Origin of the sequence: Citrobacter sp. Cf125, assembly GCF_030333935.1 — a bacterium.
Lineage (GTDB): Bacteria > Pseudomonadota > Gammaproteobacteria > Enterobacterales > Enterobacteriaceae > Citrobacter > Citrobacter freundii.
The window spans coordinates 623,329-644,547 of record NZ_JAOWEY010000023.1 but is presented as its reverse complement, the minus strand read 5'-3'; the positions used below and the strand labels follow the sequence as shown (position 1 = coordinate 644,547).

Annotated in this window: 16 protein-coding genes and 1 other RNA gene; 12 read left to right on the top strand and 5 right to left on the bottom strand. The window is 49.7% G+C overall.

Annotation, left to right across the window (positions count from 1 at the left end):
• Positions 1 to 4: 4 nt before the first annotated feature.
• From OGV89_RS13545 to garD, 5 genes are all read right to left on the bottom strand, one after another.
• On the bottom strand, positions 5 to 1,111 hold the full coding sequence (locus tag OGV89_RS13545; RefSeq protein ID WP_003840008.1) for an ABC transporter ATP-binding protein: 1,107 nt from the start codon (positions 1,109 to 1,111) through the stop codon (positions 5 to 7).
• An 11-nt stretch (positions 1,112 to 1,122) separates the two neighbouring features.
• Positions 1,123 to 1,947, bottom strand: a complete 825-nt coding sequence (locus tag OGV89_RS13540) for a carbohydrate ABC transporter permease (RefSeq protein WP_003024907.1) — start codon at positions 1,945 to 1,947, stop codon at positions 1,123 to 1,125.
• A gap of 10 nt (positions 1,948 to 1,957) precedes the next feature.
• The gene (locus OGV89_RS13535; protein ID WP_003840012.1) at positions 1,958 to 2,902 is read right to left on the bottom strand and encodes a carbohydrate ABC transporter permease; all 945 of its coding nucleotides are present in this window, start codon (positions 2,900 to 2,902) and stop codon (positions 1,958 to 1,960) included.
• Positions 2,903 to 2,980: 78 nt separating this feature from the next.
• On the bottom strand, positions 2,981 to 4,240 hold the full coding sequence (locus tag OGV89_RS13530; RefSeq protein ID WP_044701300.1) for an ABC transporter substrate-binding protein: 1,260 nt from the start codon (positions 4,238 to 4,240) through the stop codon (positions 2,981 to 2,983).
• 355 nt (positions 4,241 to 4,595) lie between these two features.
• Positions 4,596 to 6,167 (bottom strand): galactarate dehydratase, encoded by a 1,572-nt coding sequence (gene garD / locus OGV89_RS13525; RefSeq protein WP_139935803.1) that lies wholly within the window; start codon positions 6,165 to 6,167, stop codon positions 4,596 to 4,598.
• A 403-nt stretch (positions 6,168 to 6,570) separates the two neighbouring features.
• On the opposite strand from garD, the gene garP reads away from it, so the two are divergent.
• The 12 genes from garP (at position 6,571) to tdcG (ending at position 21,113) form a co-directional block, all read left to right on the top strand.
• Complete coding sequence (gene garP / locus OGV89_RS13520; RefSeq protein WP_003024898.1) at positions 6,571 to 7,905, top strand: galactarate/glucarate/glycerate transporter GarP; 1,335 nt, start codon at positions 6,571 to 6,573, stop codon at positions 7,903 to 7,905.
• A gap of 15 nt (positions 7,906 to 7,920) precedes the next feature.
• On the top strand, positions 7,921 to 8,691 hold the full coding sequence (garL, locus tag OGV89_RS13515) for a 2-dehydro-3-deoxyglucarate aldolase (protein WP_003840018.1): 771 nt from the start codon (positions 7,921 to 7,923) through the stop codon (positions 8,689 to 8,691).
• A gap of 30 nt (positions 8,692 to 8,721) precedes the next feature.
• Positions 8,722 to 9,612 carry a 2-hydroxy-3-oxopropionate reductase gene (gene garR, locus OGV89_RS13510; protein ID WP_003840019.1) on the top strand — a complete coding sequence of 297 codons (891 nt, stop codon included), beginning with the start codon at positions 8,722 to 8,724 and terminating at the stop codon, positions 9,610 to 9,612.
• A gap of 65 nt (positions 9,613 to 9,677) precedes the next feature.
• On the top strand, positions 9,678 to 10,823 hold the full coding sequence (garK, locus tag OGV89_RS13505) for a glycerate 2-kinase (RefSeq protein ID WP_003024885.1): 1,146 nt from the start codon (positions 9,678 to 9,680) through the stop codon (positions 10,821 to 10,823).
• Between the two features lie 32 nt (positions 10,824 to 10,855).
• Positions 10,856 to 11,232, top strand: an RNA gene (gene rnpB, locus OGV89_RS13500) — RNase P RNA component class A.
• A 1,076-nt stretch (positions 11,233 to 12,308) separates the two neighbouring features.
• Positions 12,309 to 13,247: a transcriptional regulator TdcA gene (gene tdcA, locus OGV89_RS13495; protein WP_003024882.1), complete on the top strand. Its 939-nt coding sequence runs from the start codon at positions 12,309 to 12,311 to the stop codon at positions 13,245 to 13,247.
• A gap of 98 nt (positions 13,248 to 13,345) precedes the next feature.
• Positions 13,346 to 14,335, top strand: a complete 990-nt coding sequence (gene tdcB / locus OGV89_RS13490) for a bifunctional threonine ammonia-lyase/L-serine ammonia-lyase TdcB (protein WP_003024877.1) — start codon at positions 13,346 to 13,348, stop codon at positions 14,333 to 14,335.
• 22 nt (positions 14,336 to 14,357) lie between these two features.
• Positions 14,358 to 15,689, top strand: coding sequence for a threonine/serine transporter TdcC (gene tdcC / locus OGV89_RS13485; protein ID WP_003024875.1), 1,332 nt, complete (start codon positions 14,358 to 14,360; stop codon positions 15,687 to 15,689).
• A gap of 31 nt (positions 15,690 to 15,720) precedes the next feature.
• On the top strand, positions 15,721 to 16,929 hold the full coding sequence (gene tdcD / locus OGV89_RS13480) for a propionate kinase (protein WP_046670240.1): 1,209 nt from the start codon (positions 15,721 to 15,723) through the stop codon (positions 16,927 to 16,929).
• A 28-nt stretch (positions 16,930 to 16,957) separates the two neighbouring features.
• Complete coding sequence (gene pflB, locus OGV89_RS13475) at positions 16,958 to 19,252, top strand: formate C-acetyltransferase (protein WP_003024871.1); 2,295 nt, start codon at positions 16,958 to 16,960, stop codon at positions 19,250 to 19,252.
• 13 nt (positions 19,253 to 19,265) lie between these two features.
• A complete protein-coding gene (locus tag OGV89_RS13470) occupies positions 19,266 to 19,661 on the top strand; it encodes an enamine/imine deaminase (protein ID WP_003024870.1) in 396 nt (131 codons plus the stop codon).
• Positions 19,662 to 19,748: 87 nt separating this feature from the next.
• Positions 19,749 to 21,113, top strand: coding sequence for an L-serine ammonia-lyase (gene tdcG / locus OGV89_RS13465; RefSeq protein ID WP_046670242.1), 1,365 nt, complete (start codon positions 19,749 to 19,751; stop codon positions 21,111 to 21,113).
• Positions 21,114 to 21,219 lie beyond the last annotated feature (106 nt).

Sequence of the window (21,219 nt, the reverse complement as noted above, 5' to 3'; positions counted from 1 at the left end):
ACGGTCAGGCCAAATTTTCTTCATGTTTTTTATCAAACAAAAAGGCGGCTTCCAGATTAAATTTCACTTTGATAGATTCGCCGGGAAGAGGGGCCCAGTCGGGTGAAGAGTTAATACGTAAGATCATATGTTGCTCACCAATATCAAAATGCAGAAGGTCTTCGTTGCCCATCCTTTCTACGTTGGTAATGTGCGCATCGAACGCAGAGACGTCATGCTGCGAGGCTAACTGAATGGCCTCTGACCGGATGCCGAACCAGACGCTGGAGTGCGGGTATTGCTCCAGTAGGTTACTCAAGCGTGTATTTAATGGCAGGATTAAATTTTCAGCCAGGCGCAGACCACGAGTGCCGGGTTCAATATCAAGCAGCATAATATTCATTGCCGGATTACCAATAAAACCAGCAACAAATTTATTCCTGGGGTGATGGTAGATATTTCCTGGGGTATCCACCTGCATAATACGACCGCCATTAAGGACGCAAATCCTGTCTCCCATCGTCATTGCTTCAATCTGATCGTGCGTGACGTACACCATGGTTGCGCTCACGCCTTCTTGACGCAGTTGTCGATGCAGTTCTGTCAGCCGCACGCGCATTGAAACACGCAGCTTTGCATCCAGGTTGGAAAGTGGCTCATCAAACAAAAAAACGTCTGGCTTACGCACGATGGCCCTGCCAACGGCAACGCGCTGACATTGACCGCCCGAAAGTTGGCCGGGCTTTTTATCGAGTAATGTCTCTATTTCCAGCTTGTGTGCAGCTTCCCGTACGCGGATATCAATCTCTTCTTTGCTCATTTTCCCTAACAGACTGAATGCCATATTTTTATAAATCGTCATGTGGGGATAGAGGGCATAATTTTGGAAGACCATGGCAACGCCTCGCTCCTTTGGTAGCAGGTCGTTGACGCACTTCTCTCCGATTGCGATATGACCATGAGTGATATCTTCCAGACCTGCAATCATGCGCAGCAGCGTTGATTTGGCGCAGCCTGATGGCCCGACAAACACCATGAATTCGCCATCGTGGATTTCAAGATCAACGCCATGGATCGCCTGGAAGCCATTGGGATAGACTTTGCTTACTGCCTGTAATTGAATACCTGACATAACACTGCCCCTTATCCTTTAATTCCGGCACCAGCGATGCCGCGAATAAAATAGCGCTGGAAGAAGATATAAAGTAACAACATCGGGATAATCGCCAGCAATGCGCCCGCCATTAACATCGGATATTCCACGCCTGAGCGTCCGGAAAGTGAGGCTAACCCCACCGGTAATGTCATTTTATCCATGGAGGTGTTGACGATCAGCGGCCACATTAAGTTATTCCAGCTCCACAATCCGTTAATAATGACGCAGGCAATCAGCCCTGGTTTAATTAATGGCAGCATAATTTTGAAGAAAATAGTCAGATGGTTATACCCATCCATAATGGCTGCCTCTTCCAGTTCTTTAGGTACTGACAGAAAAAACTGACGCAATAAAAAGGCGCTATATATGCTGAATAAACCCGGTAGCACCAGTCCAGGAATTGAGTTCAGCAAACCGATTTTTTCAACGGTTAAAAACTGTGGGATTAAAAAGATCTGACCGGGCACCATCAGAATTGAAATACACAGCATAAACAGGACATCTCGCCCTTTAAAACGCAGTCGGGAGAAACCGTACGCTGCCATTGCCGCAATCAGCGTCTGCAAAATGACGATGACCAACGTGGAGACGATCGAGTTAAAGTAAAAGCTGCCAAAAGGCATTTCATGCAAGATTTTACCGTAAGCCTGAAACCCTGGGTTGGCAGGTAGCAGGATCGGCGGAAAGGCGATGCTTTCTGCCTGGGTTTTAAAAGAGGTGATGATCATCCAGATGAAGGGAACCACAGTTACCAGCGTCGCGAGGATCATCAAGCCGTAAATTAGCCATTTTTCACGTTTAGTCATGAACATCGTGGTTGCCTCACTGTGCTTTAAGTCGTTTACCAATCCATATTTGCAGCAGCGTCAGGACCATCGTGATAACGAAAATCACCACGGCGATCGCTGAGGCATACCCTTTTTCATGGTAGATAAAGGCGTATTTATAGAAGAGATAGGCGATAGTCATTGTCTGATCGTCCACCATGGATGAACTGCCAAACAGCAGATAAACCACATCGAAAATTTGCAGCGTTTCGATAAAAGAGATCACCAGTACGAAAAACAGCGTGGGGATCATTAGCGGTAAGGTAATAGACCAGAATCCACGCAATTTGCTGATGCCATCCAGCGACATCGCTTCATAAATTTGTTTGGGAATCCCCTGCAATCCAGCGAGTAGAATGATCATCTTCAGCGCAATAGCCGACCAGATGATAACCAACGAGGCGCTCAGGCGGACGACATCGGGATCGGATAACCAACCGATGGCCGGAAGATCGAAAAAGGCCAGGATCTGATTAATTAAGCCGAAATTTCGGTTCATCAACCACTGCCAGACCATAGCAATAGCCGCAGGCATAGTGACAGCGGGCAGAAATAACAGCGTGCGAAACAACCACTGACCGCGAATCGCCTGATTCAGGCCAATTGCGAGCAGTAATGACAAAACGGTGATTATCGGTACGCAAATAAAAACATAGGCCAAGGTGTTATATATTGCTGAACGAAACTCATCATCGCTGAATAAATTAATATAGTTATCTAAGCTGATCGTCGTCCAGATCTGAAACTCTCCCAGGTCAGTGAAACTATAAAAAACGTTCTGGAAGAATGGAGTAAAGTAAAAAACAATTAATCCCGCCAGTAACGGCATAATCATTATCCATCCCCAGAAGCGTTCTTCTTTTTCCAGCTTGGTCAGGGATTTTTTTTGCGCCTCTCTGGCCGGTAATTGTGGGGATGCAGCTTCATCTGAATAGCTCATACAGACTCCGGGATGCTCACTGTGCAACCAAAATATATTGCGCGGGCGAAAGCGAGAGGGAGCATGGCTCCCTCAGGATTATTTCTGCATTTCTCGTTCAACGCGTTTAGCAACACCAGGCATGACTTTCTCTGGGTCAGTACCCGTCCACACTTTTTTCAAGCCATCATTCAGAATGCTATTCCACTTAGCGGTATTGGAGCCCGCGGTTGGATATTTATGTGAGAAAGCCAACGAATCGATATAGGCTGAAACATCAATATCCTTAAAGCCTTCAGCCCACTCTTTGGCCACTTTTTGGTTAGCCGGGATCACGACTTTTCCCGTCGCCAGAGTCTGCTGCGCATGCTCAGAACTCATGAACTCAATGAACTTCCACGCCGCATCTTTATGCTGACTTTTGGCTGACATAGCAAATGCCAGACTATGGGATACACCTGCCTGCTCTGCCATTTTTGGCATTGGCACTACGCCGATGTGATCCTTAATCAGCTCATTTTGAGAGAAGGGTAATGCCCACCATGAGCCTGCGTAGACCATGGCTACCCGGTTTGACTGGAAGACGTCTGAGGCTTCCATCTCGCCTGGCGGTTGGATTAGTCCCGCGTTCAGCATGCCTTGAACATCGCGATAGACGGCGATAGCTTTGTCATTGGCAACATCCGTTTTGCCCTCAGGTAGTACAATCTTATCCCCGGCCTGTAATAGCAGGTTAAAGTAACTATCCTGTCCGCTGCTGAATTCCATTGCCAGTGGATAAGACTGTTTATCCAGCCCTTTACGCAACTGCTCTGATTTTTGTTTTAAATCGTCCCATGTCCAGTTTTTATCGGGATAGCTCACACCAGCCTGATCGAACATTTTTTTATTGTACCAGACGGCAATTGCATCAATATCCCTTGGGATGGCATATTGTTGCGACTGGTATTGGTAGGCATCGACTGAGCTTTTAACAAAATCATCCAGTTTCGGCGCTGATTTATCTTTCAGATAATTACTCAGTGGTTCCAGCATGCCATTTTTCACATATTGCTGGAAATTAGGCATGTTCATCCAGAATACATCCGGTGCTACATTTCCACCGACTGCTGAACTGAGTTTGATAAAATACTGGTCATAAGGAGTTAGTTCAATTTCGACCTTAATTCCGGGGTTGTCTTTTTCAAATTCATTAACGAGCTGTTGTTCGCCAGGGAGTTGATTGCGGTCCCATAACGTGTAGCGTAATTTAACAGGCTTTGCGTCCGACTGGCCTTCAGCACTCGCGAAGACAGGAGTTGCCAGTAAACAGGAAATAAGACAAGCCAATGCGACATTATTTTTATTCAGGGTATACATAACTTCCCTCTTTATTCAGGTCAGAATGCTTATGAGGTAAATTACAGCAGCCTATGAATAATCTGTTTTACACCGGAGAAAGTCAAAGCAGTAAAAAAGAGGGGATTATCGCATTAAAACAAGGTCGTCTTTCGGTAGGTTTCTCTTTTATCAAAACGAAAATATAACGTAAAACAATGGTGGTATTATTTCTTTTAATTTCATGTCGTTAGGTTCATTTGGTAGGTTTGAATCGAAAAAAATAGATGTTTAAAAAAACCTCTTAAAATGCGAACGTTATCACTTTATTTGTTGAAGCATCGACATCAAAAACGGGGACAAATCCCCGTTTTTTCGTTGGCTTTCGTTTCGATAATCAGGTCACTGGCGCCGGGTTAAACACCGCCAGCTGGTTATGCAGTCCCCACTGATCTGAGAAGGTTTTCTTACGTCCGCTGGCGACGTCGAGAATAAACTCGAACAGTTTCAGACCCACGTCTTCAATGGTTTCTTCTCCGGTAGCGATGGTACCGGCGTTGATGTCCATCAGGTCAAACCAACGATTGGCCAGCTCGGTGCGTGTCGCCATTTTAATCACCGGCACAGCCATCAGGCCATACGGCGTACCGCGACCGGTGGTAAAGACTTGTACTGTGATCCCGGAAGCAACCTGTTGCGTACCGCAGACAAAATCGCTGGCGGGGGTGGCAGCGTAAATCAGGCCACGTTTGGTTGGACGCTGGCCCGGCGACAAGACTTCGACAATCGCGCTCTTGCCCGACTTCGCAATAGAACCCAGCGCTTTTTCTACCACGTTTGCCAGACCGCCTTTCTTGTTGCCCGGTGATGGGTTGGCGCTCCGGTCAGTCTTGCCCATATCCAGGTAGTTATCGTACCAGGCCATCTCTTCGAGCAGGCGTTTACCCACCTCTTCGTTAATCGCGCGCGGGGTCAGAAGGTGGATGGCATCGCGTACTTCGGTGACTTCGGAGAACATCACTGTCGCGCCGCAGCGTACTAACAGGTCGGAGGCATAACCTACCGCTGGGTTGGCCGTCACGCCGGAAAACGCATCGCTGCCGCCGCACTGCATGCCGACCACCAGTTCTGATGCCGGGCAGGTTTCACGCTGGCGCTGATTGAGCTTTGCCAGATGGCGTTCGGCCACTTGCAAAATATCGGCAACCATCGATTGAAAGCCGACGTGTTTTTCATCCTGCAGGCTGACGATGCTGGCGCTGTCGACCGGAATGCTTTTTACATCGTGGGTGCCTTCCAGCAGGCGCTCTGGCTGCAGTTTTTCACAGCCGAGGCCAATGACCATTACCTCACCGCCAAAGTTAGGGTTCAGCGCAATATTATGAATAGTTCGAATGGGCACGATGGCGGCTGGAGCGTTAATCGCCACGCCGCAACCGTACAGATGATTGAGCCCCACCACACCGTCAACATTCGGGTATTTGGGCAGCAGATCGCGTTCAATGATTTTCACCACATAGTCCACCACGCCCGCCACGCAGTGCACGCTGGTGGAGATGCCGAGCAGATTCTTGGTGCCAACGCTACCGTCAGCATTGCGGTAACCTTCGAAGGTATAACCCTCGAGAGGCGGCAGCGGCTCAGGCACTTTAGTTGCCAACGGCAGCGTCTCCAGCGGCGGAGCCTTGGGCAGCTCAACCATTGATTCATCAATCCAGCTGCCGCGTGGGATGTCGCGAACGGCATAGCCTATCACTTCGCCATAACGCACGATTTCGCCATGAGCAGGAATATCCAATAGCGCCACTTTATGACCCTGGGGAATATGTTCAATGAGTTCCAGTCCGTCCGGAAAACGCGTTCCGGCTTTCAGACCATTGTCATTGACAATTATCGCCACATTATCTGTTTCGTGAACTTTAATATAAAACGCCGTTGGCGATTCTTGTCTAATTTCGATGTCGGCCATTGTCCAGTATTCTCCAACAAGTGGTGATAATAGTGTGGATATTTATATTTTGAATCTCATTTTCAGTAATAAAGATTCGGTATCGTGAAATAAGAATGTCAGGAGTTTATCGTGAAGAATGTGACAATGATCACTTAAACTCAGCAAGACCGCACCAGCAGGGGTAGCAATACGTAAATGTGTGGATTAGCGCCCATGCATGTGTGCATATGCCCAAAACATTATTTTCATAACGCATGTTTAATGAGCGCTTGCACAATGATTAACGTTGCACTGCTGATTATACTAAATCACGGTTTCATAGCGTCTGATAAATTATTATACGTTTTTATTATCGGTAATTTATCACCAGGGATATCTGCCAAATAATAATAAAAACTTTTATGTACCCGAGGTAATTAGAATGATACTGGATACAGTTGTCGAGAAAAAGAAAGGTACGCACACCCGTTACTTAATATTGCTAATAATATTTATTGTTACCGCCGTTAACTACGCGGACCGTGCCACGCTATCTATTGCCGGCACGGAAGTGGCGAAAGAGTTGCAGCTCAGTGCCATCTCAATGGGTTACATTTTCTCCGCCTTCGGTTGGGCTTACCTGTTGATGCAAATCCCTGGCGGCTGGCTGCTGGATAAGTTCGGTTCGAAGAAAGTCTACACTTACAGTCTGTTCTTCTGGTCGCTGTTTACTTTTCTGCAGGGTTTTGTCGACATGTTCCCGCTGGCCTGGGCGGGTATTTCAATGTTCATCATGCGCTTTATGCTGGGCTTCTCGGAAGCGCCGTCCTTCCCGGCGAACGCCCGTATTGTGGCGGCCTGGTTCCCGACGAAAGAGCGCGGTACGGCATCTGCGATTTTTAACTCCGCACAATATTTCTCTCTGGCGCTGTTTTCGCCGCTGCTGGGCTGGCTGACCTTTGCCTGGGGCTGGGAGCACGTCTTTACCGTGATGGGCGTTATCGGTTTTGTGCTCACCGGCCTGTGGGTAAAGTTTATTCATAACCCAACCGATCACCCGCGTATGTCGCAGGAAGAGCTGAAGTTTATCTCTGAAAACGGCGCGGTCGTGGATATGGACCATAAAAAGCCCGGCGATGTGAAATCAGGTGGTCCTAAACTGCATTATATCAAGCAGTTGCTGACAAACCGCATGATGCTTGGCGTGTTCTTCGGACAGTATTTTATCAACACTATCACCTGGTTTTTCCTTACCTGGTTCCCGATTTACCTGGTACAGGAAAAAGGCATGTCGATCCTGAAAGTCGGTCTGGTGGCGTCGATTCCTGCGTTGTGCGGATTTGCCGGTGGCGTGCTCGGCGGTGTGTTCTCTGATTATCTGATTAAACGTGGCTTCAGCATCACCCTGGCACGTAAGCTGCCGATTGTGCTCGGAATGTTGCTCGCGTCGACCATTATTCTGTGTAACTACACCGATAACACCACTCTGGTGGTTGCGCTGATGGCGCTGGCGTTCTTCGGCAAAGGCTTCGGCGCGCTGGGTTGGCCGGTGATTTCCGATACCGCGCCGAAAGAAATCGTTGGTCTGTGCGGTGGGGTATTTAACGTATTTGGCAACGTAGCCTCTATCGTCACCCCGCTGGTGATTGGTTATCTGGTGAGCGAGCTGCACTCATTTAATGCTGCGCTGATGTTTGTAGGGTGTTCGGCGCTGATGGCAATGGTTTGCTACCTGTTTATTGTCGGTGACATTAAACGTATGGAATTGCAGAAATAAACAAAGGTATAGGCGATGAATAACACGATTTTCCCGAATAAGTTTAAAGCGGCCCTCGCGGCGCAACAGATTCAGATTGGCTGCTGGTCTGCATTGGCCAGCCCAATCAGTACCGAAGTTTTAGGCCTGGCGGGTTTTGACTGGCTGGTACTGGACGGCGAACACGCGCCAAACGATATCTCGACGTTTATCCCGCAATTGATGGCGCTGAAAGGCAGCGCCAGCGCGCCGGTCGTACGCGTGCCGACCAACGAGCCGGTGATTATCAAGCGCCTGCTGGATATTGGGTTTTACAACTTCCTGATCCCGTTCGTTGAGACACAAGAAGAGGCGGTGAACGCCGTGGCGTCGACCCGCTATCCGCCGGAAGGTATTCGCGGCGTGTCCGTCTCCCATCGCGCCAATATGTTTGGCACCGTACCGGACTACTTTGCGCAATCGAATAAGAACATCACCATCATCGTGCAGATCGAAAGTCAGCAGGGCGTTGATAACGTTGACGCCATCGCGGCGACCGAAGGTGTAGACGGTGTCTTCGTCGGCCCAAGCGATCTGGCTGCGGCGCTAGGCCATCTCGGCAATGCGTCACATCCTGATGTGCAGAAAGCTATCCAGCACATTTTTGCCCGCGCGAAAGCACATGGCAAACCAAGCGGAATTCTGGCGCCGGTAGAGGCGGATGCGCGTCGTTATCTGGAATGGGGCGCGACCTTTGTTGCTGTTGGCAGCGACCTTGGCGTGTTCCGTTCAGCCACGCAGAAACTGGCTGATTCTTTTAAGAAATAACCACCATCGACAGTAGAGAGAGATAAAGACATGACAATGAAAGTTGGTTTTATTGGCCTCGGTATTATGGGTAAACCAATGAGTAAAAACCTCCTCAAGGCAGGTTACTCGTTGGTGGTTGCTGACCGTAACCCGGAATCCATTGCGGAAGTCATTGCCGCTGGTGCAGAAACCGCCGCCACGGCGAAAGATATTGCTGAGCAGTGCGACGTGATCATCACCATGCTGCCGAATTCTCCGCATGTTAAGGAAGTGGCGCTGGGTGAAGGCGGAATTATTGAAGGTGCGAAACCGGGCACAGTGCTTATCGACATGAGCTCCATTGCACCGTTGGCCAGCCGTGAAATTAGCGACGCGCTGAAAGCGAAAGGCGTGGATATGCTGGATGCGCCGGTCAGCGGCGGCGAGCCAAAAGCGATTGATGGTACGTTGTCGGTAATGGTCGGCGGCGATAAAGCGATTTTCGACAAGTATTACGATCTGCTGAAAGCGATGGCTGGCTCAGTGGTACATACCGGCGACATTGGCGCGGGTAACGTCACTAAGCTGGCGAACCAGGTGATTGTAGCGCTGAACATTGCGGCGATGTCTGAAGCGCTGACGCTGGCGACCAAGGCGGGTGTGAACCCGGACCTGGTGTATCAGGCGATCCGTGGCGGACTGGCGGGAAGCACCGTGCTGGATGCGAAAGCGCCGATGGTCATGGACCGCAACTTTAAGCCAGGTTTCCGTATTGACCTGCATATCAAAGATTTGGCGAATGCGCTGGACACTTCTCATGGGGTCGGCGCGCAGTTGCCGCTGACTGCTGCAGTCATGGAGATGATGCAGGCGCTTCGCGCAGATGGGCTGGGCACCGCCGATCACAGCGCGCTCGCATGCTACTACGAAAAACTGGCGAAAGTGGAAGTCACACGCTAACAAGAAGGGCGCGGATGTGCGCCCTGTATTTCTTGCCTTGCGCGGCACAGTCAGGCTACATAACTATGAAAATCGTAATTGCCCCAGACTCTTATAAAGAAAGTCTATCTGCCACTGAGGTCGCTCAGGCAATAGAAAAAGGATTTCGGGAAATATTTCCCGATGCGCAATATGTTTCAGTTCCGGTGGCCGACGGTGGCGAAGGAACGGTCGAAGCCATGATTGCCGCCACGCAAGGGAGTGAATATTCCGCGTGGGTAACGGGGCCGCTGGGCGAAAAAGTGAATGCCTGCTGGGGCATGTCCGGAGATGGTAAAACTGCGTTTATCGAAATGGCGGCAGCCAGTGGTCTGGCGTTAGTACCTCCTGATAAGCGTAACCCGTTAGTCACCACGTCACGTGGTACCGGGGAATTGATTTTGCAGGCGCTGGATAGCGGGGCGCAGAGCATTATTATCGGCATTGGCGGTAGTGCAACCAACGACGGCGGCGCGGGTATGGTGCAGGCTCTGGGCGCGAAACTTTGCGACGCTAACGGGACTGAGATTGGCTACGGGGGCGGTAGTCTGATGAGCCTCAACAGCATCGACATTTCCGGTTTGGATCCGCGATTAAAAACCTGCTCCATTCGCGTGGCCTGCGATGTGACCAATCCGCTCACAGGTGATACTGGCGCTTCGCGCATCTTCGGCCCACAGAAAGGGGCGACGGAAGAACGCATTCTCGAACTGGACCGCAATCTTTCTCACTACGCCGACATCATTAAAAAATCGCTGCGGGTAGATGTGAAGGATGTTCCCGGGGCGGGGGCTGCCGGTGGTATGGGCGCCGCGTTAATGGCTTTTTTAGGCGCGGAGCTGCGCAGTGGGATAGAGATTGTGACTCAGGCCCTCAATCTGGAAGAGCATATTCACGACTGTACGCTGGTGGTGACCGGCGAAGGACGCATCGACAGCCAGAGTATTCACGGCAAAGTGCCGGTGGGCGTGGCGAATGTCGCGAAGAAATACCACAAACCGGTAATTGGTATTGGCGGCAGCCTGACGCGCGATGTGGAAGTGGTGCATCAATATGGTATCGATGCGGTGTTTAGCGTATTGACCAGCATCAGCACGCTGGAAGAGGCCTTCCGTGGGGCATTTGATAATATTTATCGCGCCTCAAGAAACATCGCTGCCACGTTAGCGATAGGAATGCGCAGTGCGGGGTGACATTACCCCACAAACCCTCTATACTGCGCGCCGAAGCTGACCAGACAGTCGCCGCTTCGTCGTCGTCCTCTTCGGGGGAGACGGGCGGAGGGGAGGAAAGTCCGGGCTCCATAGGGCAGGGTGCCAGGTAACGCCTGGGGGGGAAACCCACGACCAGTGCAACAGAGAGCAAACCGCCGATGGCCCACGTAAGTGGGATCAGGTAAGGGTGAAAGGGTGCGGTAAGAGCGCACCGCGCGGCTGGTAACAGTCCGTGGCACGGTAAACTCCACCCGGAGCAAGGCCAAATAGGGGTTCACAAGGTACGGCCCGTACTGAACCCGGGTAGGCTGCTTGAGCCAGTGAGCGATTGCTGGCCTAGATGAATGACTGTCCACGACAGAACCCGGCTTATCGGTCAGCTTCACTCTTTATAAAACCCCGCTTCGGCGGGGTTTTTGCTTTCCGGATAGGCCAGATGAATGACTGTCCACGACGCTATGCTCAAAAGAACGCGGCTTATCGGTCAGCTTCACTCTTTATAAAACCCCGCTTCGGCGGGGTTTTTGCTTTTCGGATAGGCCAGATGAATGACTGTCCACGACGCTATGCTCAAAAGAACGCGGCTTATCGGTCAGCTTCACTCTTTATGAAACCCCGCTTTGATGGGTTTTTTGCTTTCTGGGCAGGTTGTTATGCCTGATGGCGCTGCGCTTATCAGGCCTACAGGTATGGCTGGAACGGGTTTTGTAGGCCGGATAAGGTGTTTACACCGCCATCCGGCAGACGTTATACCTGTCGCGTTACGCTTGGTTTAACACGACTCTGGCGTTTATTTTCTCTTCATCTACTCTTTATTTGACCTTTATTTATGCGCTGAACGTCTTTTATTTGAGGGAATGCGTTGTGGGGTATTTTCGTTTTTGTGATGGCTAGCACAAAACGCTGCGCGATACGTTTTTATCGAGAATAATCGAACGCAATCGATCGCCATCACAAAATTACGCGCTAATAAAGTGTACAAAATTAGTGTTAATGTAATGTTGCATATGATGATTATTTGTATTGTCTAGATTGAATTTTAATAAACGCAATGTTTCTTTACAAACAAATATGGCGAAAAAATGTGATGCATGGCGTTATTTAATCACCACAAACGGTAAAATATAATTATATTTGATAAATTACTCATTAAATTTAAGTGTCATTTTGCCCGATAATTGCGCTGTAATTGATTGAAATATAGCCTTTCCTGGTTTTTAGAAATAACAGATAAAATGGCGATGTTATAGCCATAAAAAATCGTTATCCCCCCATCTTTTTTTGATTAAAGTCAGGGTAAAGTGAGATATGTATTTCATATCTATATGATTTATAAGTGGTTTCATTTTTTATAATAGTCTTACAAAATGTAAGTCAAGGGGATTTGTGAGGGGTAGCACATATCCTTGTTTGCTTAATTTGGTACACTTCCTGCCGTCAACAAAGTAATTAACGCAGGTCGATATGAATACTATTACACTCCCTAAAACACAGCACTTAGTGGTCTTTCAGGAAGTCATTAGAAGCGGTTCTATCGGCTCAGCTGCAAAAGAATTAGGTTTAACTCAACCCGCTGTCAGTAAAATCATCAACGATGTTGAGGCTTATTTTGGTATTGAGTTAGTTGTGCGTAAAAATACTGGTGTGACATTGACTCAGGCAGGTCAGGTGATGCTCTCATGGTCTGAATCAATTACCCGTGAAATGAAAAACATGGTTGATGAGATGAACAGCATGACGAGCAATGCGGTCGTTGATGTGTCGTTTGGTTTTCCTTCACTGATTGCCTTCACCATCATGTCCGGCATGATTAAAAAATTCAAAGAGGTATTCCCGAAAGCACAGGTTTCTATGTATGAAGCTCAGCTCTCCTCGTTCTTACCGGCAATCCGTGACGGGCGTCTGGATTTTGCCATCGGTACGCTGAGCGATGAGATGAAATTGCACGATCTGCATGTGGAGCCGCTCTTTGAGTCAGACTTTATCCTGGTTGCCAGCAAGTCCCGAACATGCACCGGCATCACCTCGCTGAGCGCGTTGAAAAACGAACAGTGGGTGTTGCCACAAACGAATATGGGGTACTACAGCGAACTTCTTACCACGTTACAGAATAATGGCATCAGCAGTGAAAACATCGTTAATACTGACTCCGTCGTCACCATTTATAATCTTGTTCTCAATGCTGATTTCTTAACAGTAATTCCCTGCGATATGACCACACCGTTTGGCTCAAACCAGTTTATTACTATCCCGGTACAAGAAACTTTACCCGTCGCGCGTTACGCCGCCGTGTGGTCGAAAAATTATCGAATTAAAAAAGCAGCATCTATTTTGGTGGAATTAGCCAAAGAGTATTCATCATATAATTGTCGGAGACGAAGGCAATTAATTGAAATTGATTAAAGATTGAAATTGTTTTAACAAAAAATAAACGCCATCTGTCTATATCTGACAATGGTCACGGCTATCTATTTACTTTAATACCCTAGTAAGAGGTTCTAATGCACATTACATACGATCTCCCAGTTGCAATTGAAGATATCCTCGAAGCGAAAAAAAGACTGGCGGGGAAAATTTATAAAACGGGAATGCCTCGCTCTAACTATTTTAGTGAACGTTGCAAAGGGGAAATTTTCCTCAAGTTTGAAAACATGCAGCGTACCGGTTCATTTAAAATCCGTGGCGCTTTTAACAAGCTCAGTTCCTTAACAGAAGCAGAAAGAATGAAGGGCGTGGTGGCTTGCTCTGCAGGTAACCATGCGCAAGGGGTTTCTCTCTCCTGTGCTATGCTCGGTATCGACGGCAAAGTGGTGATGCCGAAAGGCGCACCGAAGTCTAAAGTAGCGGCAACCTGCGATTATTCCGCGGAAGTTGTGCTGCATGGCGACAACTTCAACGACACCATCGCTAAGGTTAGCGAGATTGTGGAAACGGAAGGCCGTATCTTTATTCCACCATATGATGACCCGAAAGTTATTGCTGGCCAGGGCACTATTGGTCTGGAAATTCTGGAAGACCTGTACGATGTCGATAACGTGATTGTGCCAATTGGCGGTGGTGGTCTGATTGCGGGTATTGCGGTGGCAATTAAATCTATTAACCCGACCATTAAAATTATTGGCGTGCAGTCTGAAAACGTTCACGGCATGGCGGCTTCTTTCCACGCTGGAGAAATAACCACGCACCGAACGACCGGCACCCTGGCGGATGGTTGTGACGTCTCTCGCCCGGGTACTTTAACGTATGAAATCGTTCGTGAGTTGGTGGATGACATTGTCCTGGTCAGCGAAGATGAAATTCGCAACAGCATGGTGGCATTAATTCAGCGAAATAAAGTTGTAACTGAAGGTGCCGGTGCGCTGGCATGCGCAGCATTATTAAGCGGGAAATTAGATAGCTATATCCAGAACAGAAAAACAGTCAGCATTATTTCTGGCGGTAATATCGACCTTTCTCGTGTATCTCAAATTACTGGTTTAGTTGACGCTTAATATACTTCGTTGAGGATAGGATATGAGTACTACTGATAGCATTGTATCCAGCCAGACAAAACAGTCGTCCTGGCGCAAATCGGACACCACCTGGACACTGGGTTTATTTGGTACAGCCATCGGCGCTGGGGTGCTGTTCTTCCCTATCCGCGCAGGTTTTGGCGGACTGATCCCCATTCTGATCATGCTGGTGTTAGCATACCCAATCGCTTTCTATTGCCACCGTGCGCTGGCACGCCTGTGTCTTTCCGGTTCTAATCCTTCCGGTAACATCACAGAAACGGTTGAAGAGCACTTTGGTAAAACGGGCGGCGTGGTTATCACGTTCCTCTACTTCTTTGCGATTTGTCCGCTGCTGTGGATTTATGGCGTCACCATTACCAACACCTTTATGACCTTCTGGGAAAACCAACTGCAAATGCCAGCATTGAACCGTGGCTTTGTGGCGCTGTTCCTGTTGCTGCTGATGGCATTCGTCATCTGGTTTGGTAAAGATCTGATGGTTAAAGTGATGAGCTACCTGGTATGGCCGTTCATTGCCAGCCTGGTGCTTATCTCTCTGTCACTGATTCCTTACTGGAACTCAGCGGTTATCGATCAGGTTGATATCAGCAATATCGCTCTGACTGGTCATGACGGCATCCTGGTTACCGTATGGCTGGGTATTTCCATCATGGTGTTCTCTTTCAACTTCTCGCCAATCGTTTCTTCCTTCGTGGTCTCTAAACGCGAAGAGTATGAGAAAGATTTCGGTCGCGAATTTACCGAGCAGAAATGTTCTAAAATCATCTCCCGCGCCAGTATGCTGATGGTTGCGGTGGTAATGTTCTTCGCCTTTAGCTGCCTGTTCACGCTGTCTCCGGCAAACATGGCGGATGCGAAAGCGCAGAACATTCCAGTACTGTCTTATCTGGCGAACCACTTCGCTTCACTGTCCGGGACGAAGTCCACCTTCGCGACCGTTCTGGAATACGGTGCTTCTATTATCGCCCTGGTTGCTATCTTCAAATCGTTCTTCGGCCACTACCTGGGTACGCTGGAAGGTCTGAACGGTCTGGTGCTGAAGTTTGGTTACAAAGGCGATAAGACCAAAGTTTCCGCCGGCAAACTGAACACCATCAGCATGATCTTCATCATGGGCTCCACCTGGGTTGTGGCTTACGCCAACCCGAACATCCTGGACCTTATTGAAGCAATGGGCGCGCCGATTATTGCCTCTCTGCTCTGCCTGCTGCCGATGTATGCCATCCGTAAAGCGCCATCACTGGCGAAATACCGTGGCCGTCTGGATAACGTGTTTGTTACCGTGATTGGTCTGCTGACCATCCTGAACATTGTCTACAAACTGTTTTAATCCTTAAGCTCAGGATGAGCGGAGTAGTGAAATGAATGAGTTTCCGGTAGTACTGGTTATTAACTGTGGTTCGTCTTCCATTAAATTCTCAGTGCTGGATGCAGCTAACTGTGAAGTTTTAATGGCGGGAATCGCGGACGGTATTAACTCTGAAAATGCGTTCATAGCAATTAATGGAGGAGAGCCAGCTAAGCTGGCTCACCACAGCTACGAAGACGCATTAAAAGCAATTGCCGTTGAACTAGAGAAACGTAATTTAATGGACAGCGTGGCCTTAATTGGCCACCGCATTGCCCACGGCGGAAATATCTTTACCGAATCAGCAATTATTACTGACGAAGTTATCGATAATATCCGCCGGGTATCGCCGCTAGCACCGTTACATAATTATGCGAACCTGAGTGGGATCGAATCTGCTCAGCACCTTTTCCCTGGCCGGCAGCAGATTGCGGTATTTGATACCAGCTTCCACCAGACGATGGCCCCTGAAGCCTATTTGTACGGTTTACCGTGGAAATATTTCGAAGAGTTGGGCGTTCGTCGTTACGGCTTCCATGGTACGTCGCATCGCTATGTTTCTCAGCAAGCGCATGACCTTCTCGACCTGCAGAGTGATGACTCGGGTCTGGTTGTGGCTCACCTGGGGAACGGCGCGTCAATCTGTGCGGTGCGTAACGGCCAGAGCGTTGATACCTCAATGGGCATGACGCCGCTGGAAGGGTTGATGATGGGGACACGCAGTGGCGACGTTGATTTCGGCGCGATGGCGTGGATTGCCAGCGAAACCAACCAGACGCTGAGGGACCTTGAGCGCGTAGTGAATAAAGAGTCCGGTTTACTGGGTATTTCCGGTTTGTCCTCTGACTTACGTACGTTAGAAAAAGCCTGGCACGAGGGACATGAGCGTGCGCAGCTGGCGATTAAAACGTTTGTGCATCGTATCGCGCGTCATATCGCCGGGCATGCCGCATCGTTGCATCGTCTTGATGGGATTATTTTCACTGGTGGAATAGGTGAGAACTCAGTATTAATTCGTCGTCTGGTTATTGAGCACCTTGCCGTTTTAGGCGTGAATATCGACAACGAAATGAATAGTCTGCCAAATTCCCATGGTGAAAGAATTATCTCAAATAAAGATGCTCGTGTTATTTGTGCGGTTATTCCCACAAATGAAGAGAAAATGATTGCACGTGATGCCATTGCATTAGGCAAAATTAATACCCCAGTAGCATTTGCATAATTAATTTTCAGCAGAGAGATTATTTTTCATGAAGGTAAATATCGATACCAGCGATATGCTGTATGCCGAAGCCTGGAATGGCTTTAAAGGTACGGACTGGAAAGAAGAAATTAATGTCCGTGATTTTATTCAGCACAACTATACGCCTTATGAAGGGGATGAATCTTTCCTCGCCGAAGCAACGCCTGCGACCACTGCATTGTGGGAAAAAGTTATGGCGGGCATCCGTATTGAAAACTCGACGCACGCGCCGGTTGATTTCGATACCAATATTGCTACCACGATAACCGCGCATGATGCGGGTTATATTGAACAAGAACTGGAAAAAATCGTTGGTCTGCAAACGGATAAGCCGCTCAAGCGCGCTCTGCATCCGTTTGGTGGCATCAACATGATCAAAAGCTCTTTTGATGCTTATGGTCGTGAGATGGATGCTGATTTTGAATACCAGTTTACTGAACTGCGTAAAACCCATAACCAGGGCGTATTCGACGCCTACTCTCCGGATATGCTGCGCTGCCGTAAATCCGGCGTGCTGACCGGTCTGCCGGACGGCTATGGTCGTGGCCGTATCATCGGTGACTATCGCCGCGTGGCGCTGTACGGTATTCGCTACCTGGTGCGCGAGCGTGAACTGCAGTTTGCCGATCTCCAGTCGAACCTGGAGTGGGGCCAGAATCTTGAAGCCACGATTCGCCTGCGTGAAGAGCTGTCTGAGCACCGTCGCGCTCTGCTGCAAATGCAGGAAATGGCGGCGAAGTATGGCTGCGATATCTCCCGCCCGGCACGTAATGCGCAGGAAGCGGTGCAGTGGGTGTACTTTGCTTACCTGGCTGCGGTGAAATCGCAGAACGGTGGCGCGATGTCGCTGGGCCGTACCGCATCGTTCCTCGACATCTACATTGAGCGCGATTTCAAAGCGGGGATTTTAAACGAGCAGCAGGCGCAGGAGCTGATCGACCACTTCATTATGAAGATCCGTATGGTGCGCTTCCTGCGTACGCCGGAATTCGACACCCTGTTCTCAGGCGACCCTATCTGGGCGACCGAAGTTATCGGTGGTATGGGGCTTGATGGCCGCACGCTGGTGACGAAGAACTCGTTCCGCTATCTGCATACGCTGCACACCATGGGCCCGGCACCAGAGCCGAACCTGACGGTGCTGTGGTCTGAACAGCTACCAATCGCCTTTAAAAAGTACGCTGCCCAGGTGTCTATCATCACCTCGTCTTTGCAGTATGAAAACGACGATTTGATGCGTGCCGACTTCGACAGCGATGACTATGCCATTGCCTGCTGCGTCAGCCCGATGGTTATCGGCAAACAAATGCAGTTCTTCGGGGCGCGTGCCAACCTCGCCAAAACGTTGCTGTACGCAATCAACGGCGGTGTGGATGAGAAGCTGAAAATCCAGGTCGGGCCGAAAACGGCACCGCTGATGGATGACGTGCTGGACTACGACACGGTGATGGAGAGCCTGGACCACTTTATGGACTGGCTGGCCGTGCAGTACATCAGCGCACTGAACATCATCCACTACATGCACGACAAGTACAGCTACGAAGCATCGCTGATGGCGCTGCACGATCGTGATGTCTATCGCACGATGGCCTGTGGTATGGCGGGTCTGTCCGTGGCGGCGGATTCTCTGTCGGCTATCAAATATGCTCGCGTGAAACCGATTCGCGATGAAAACGGTCTGGCGATTGATTTTGAAATCGAAGGAGACTATCCGCAATACGGCAACAACGACGAGCGCGTAGACAGTATTGCCTGCGATCTGGTCGAGCGCTTTATGAAGAAAATTAAAGTGTTGCCAACCTACCGTAACGCGGTGCCGACGCAGTCCATTCTGACCATCACCTCCAACGTGGTGTACGGACAGAAAACTGGTAACACGCCGGACGGACGTCGCGCAGGTACGCCGTTTGCGCCAGGGGCAAACCCGATGCACGGCCGCGATCGTAAAGGTGCGGTGGCGTCGTTAACCTCGGTCGCCAAACTGCCGTTCACCTATGCCAAAGACGGTATCTCGTACACCTTCTCCATTGTACCGGCAGCGCTGGGCAAAGAGGATGGAGTGCGTAAAACCAACCTGGTCGGTCTGCTGGACGGTTACTTCCACCATGAAGCGCATGTGGAAGGTGGTCAGCATCTGAACGTTAACGTTATGAATCGTGAAATGTTGATGGATGCCATTGAGCACCCGGAAAACTATCCGAACCTGACGATCCGCGTGTCTGGGTATGCGGTGCGCTTCAACGCGCTGACCCGCGAACAGCAGCAGGATGTTATTTCACGTACTTTCACCCAGGCGCTCTGACGCCGGAGGGACTATGAGAAAAGTTATTGCAACCGAATGTGCGCCAGGGGCTATCGGGCCTTACGTACAGGGTGTGGATCTGGGCAGCATGGTGTTGACGTCAGGTCAAATCCCGGTGTGTCCACAGACCGGTGAAGTGGCTGAAAACGTATCCGATCAGGCGCGTCAAAGCCTGGAAAACGTGAAAGCGATTGTCGAGTCTGCAGGTTTGAAAGTGAGCGATATCGTCAAGACCACCGTTTTCGTTTCCGACCTGAACGACTTCGCCACCATCAATCAGGTTTACCAGCAGTTCTTTGATGAGCATAAGGCAATCTACCCTACGCGCAGCTGCGTGCAGGTCGCCCGCTTACCAAAGGATGTGAAGCTGGAGATTGAAGCCATCGCCGTACGTGGCGACACGCTGTAATCCCTTGCGGGGCGATCTCAGGATCGCCCCGATCCTTAATGAGTGTGAAACCTGGTCTTCACTGAACGGCAATCCGAGGGTGTGGATATGATTAGCGCATTCGATATTTTCAAGATTGGCATTGGACCTTCCAGCTCCCATACCGTGGGGCCAATGAACGCTGGTAAAAGCTTTATCGATCTGTTGGTCAGCTGCGGGGAACTTTCCAAGGCTACACATATTGTGGTCGATCTTTATGGATCGCTTTCCCTGACCGGAAAAGGTCATGCAACAGATGTCGCCATCATGATGGGACTGGCAGGTAACAGTCCGCAAAATGTTAATATAGATTCAATCGCTGGTTTTACTCAGGAAGTGGCCCGTACCGGACGTTTACCGGTTGCAGGGGGCACGCATGTTGTCGATTTTTCCCCAGACGAAAATATTCTCTTTCATGCCGAAACGCTGCCACGCCATGAAAATGGCATGCGTATCACCGCATGGAACGGCACCGAGACGCTATTAAGCAAAACCTATTACTCCATCGGCGGTGGTTTTATCGTTGAAGAGGAGCAATTTGGTCAGGCGCATGATGTTGAAGCACACGTGCCCTACAATTTTCATTCCGCCAGCGAACTGCTGAAACTGTGCGAGCGCAACGGGCTGTCTGTTTCCGGCCTGATGATGCAAAACGAACTGGCGATGCGCAGCAAAGAAGAAATCGATGCTGGCTTTGCTGCCATTTGGGACGTTATGCACGCTGGAATTGAGCGAGGCATGAACACCGAAGGCGTTCTGCCGGGTCCACTGAACGTCCCGCGCCGCGCCGTGGCATTACGTCGGTTGCTGGTTTCCAGCGATAACCTGTCCAGCGACCCGATGAACGTGATCGACTGGATCAACATGTTCGCGCTGGCCGTGAGCGAAGAAAACGCCGCCGGATGCCGGGTTGTGACGGCACCGACCAACGGAGCATGTGGGATTATCCCTGCTGTCCTGGCCTATTACGACAAGTTCCGCCGCCCGGTGAATGCAAACTCCATTGCCCGCTACTTACTGGCCGCGGGGGCGATAGGTGCGCTGTATAAGATGAATGCCTCTATTTCTGGTGCCGAAGTGGGCTGTCAGGGTGAGATTGGCGTTGCTTGTTCAATGGCAGCAGCTGGGCTGACCGAGTTGCTCGGCGGTAGCCCGTCTCAGGTGTGTATTGCGGCGGAAATCGCCATGGAGCATAACCTGGGACTGACCTGCGATCCGGTCGCCGGACAGGTACAAATACCGTGTATTGAGCGCAATGCGATCAACGCGGTAAAAGCCGTCAACGCCGCGCGTATGGCGCTACGTAGGACGTCAGAACCACGCGTTTCGCTCGATAAAGTGATCGAGACCATGTATGAGACGGGCAAAGACATGAACGACAAATACCGTGAAACGTCACGTGGTGGTCTGGCTATCAAAGTGATTTGCACTTAACTAAATTTGTGTTTATTTCTCCTTTGGGCGCACTTGAGTGCGCCCTTTTTTTTGTTGTGATCCGCTTCAAAAAGGGAAATTAATCCCATTTTGTAAATATAAAATA

Coding starts and splice junctions, on each gene's coding strand:
- OGV89_RS13545 (WP_003840008.1), bottom strand. CDS start 1,111: ATGTCAGGTATTCAATTACAGGCAGTAAGCAAAGTCTATCCCAATGGC.
- OGV89_RS13540 (WP_003024907.1), bottom strand. CDS start 1,947: ATGTTCATGACTAAACGTGAAAAATGGCTAATTTACGGCTTGATGATC.
- OGV89_RS13535 (WP_003840012.1), bottom strand. CDS start 2,902: ATGAGCTATTCAGATGAAGCTGCATCCCCACAATTACCGGCCAGAGAG.
- OGV89_RS13530 (WP_044701300.1), bottom strand. CDS start 4,240: ATGTATACCCTGAATAAAAATAATGTCGCATTGGCTTGTCTTATTTCC.
- garD (WP_139935803.1), bottom strand. CDS start 6,167: ATGGCCGACATCGAAATTAGACAAGAATCGCCAACGGCGTTTTATATT.
- garP (WP_003024898.1), top strand. CDS start 6,571: ATGATACTGGATACAGTTGTCGAGAAAAAGAAAGGTACGCACACCCGT.
- garL (WP_003840018.1), top strand. CDS start 7,921: ATGAATAACACGATTTTCCCGAATAAGTTTAAAGCGGCCCTCGCGGCG.
- garR (WP_003840019.1), top strand. CDS start 8,722: ATGACAATGAAAGTTGGTTTTATTGGCCTCGGTATTATGGGTAAACCA.
- garK (WP_003024885.1), top strand. CDS start 9,678: ATGAAAATCGTAATTGCCCCAGACTCTTATAAAGAAAGTCTATCTGCC.
- tdcA (WP_003024882.1), top strand. CDS start 12,309: ATGAATACTATTACACTCCCTAAAACACAGCACTTAGTGGTCTTTCAG.
- tdcB (WP_003024877.1), top strand. CDS start 13,346: ATGCACATTACATACGATCTCCCAGTTGCAATTGAAGATATCCTCGAA.
- tdcC (WP_003024875.1), top strand. CDS start 14,358: ATGAGTACTACTGATAGCATTGTATCCAGCCAGACAAAACAGTCGTCC.
- tdcD (WP_046670240.1), top strand. CDS start 15,721: ATGAATGAGTTTCCGGTAGTACTGGTTATTAACTGTGGTTCGTCTTCC.
- pflB (WP_003024871.1), top strand. CDS start 16,958: ATGAAGGTAAATATCGATACCAGCGATATGCTGTATGCCGAAGCCTGG.
- OGV89_RS13470 (WP_003024870.1), top strand. CDS start 19,266: ATGAGAAAAGTTATTGCAACCGAATGTGCGCCAGGGGCTATCGGGCCT.
- tdcG (WP_046670242.1), top strand. CDS start 19,749: ATGATTAGCGCATTCGATATTTTCAAGATTGGCATTGGACCTTCCAGC.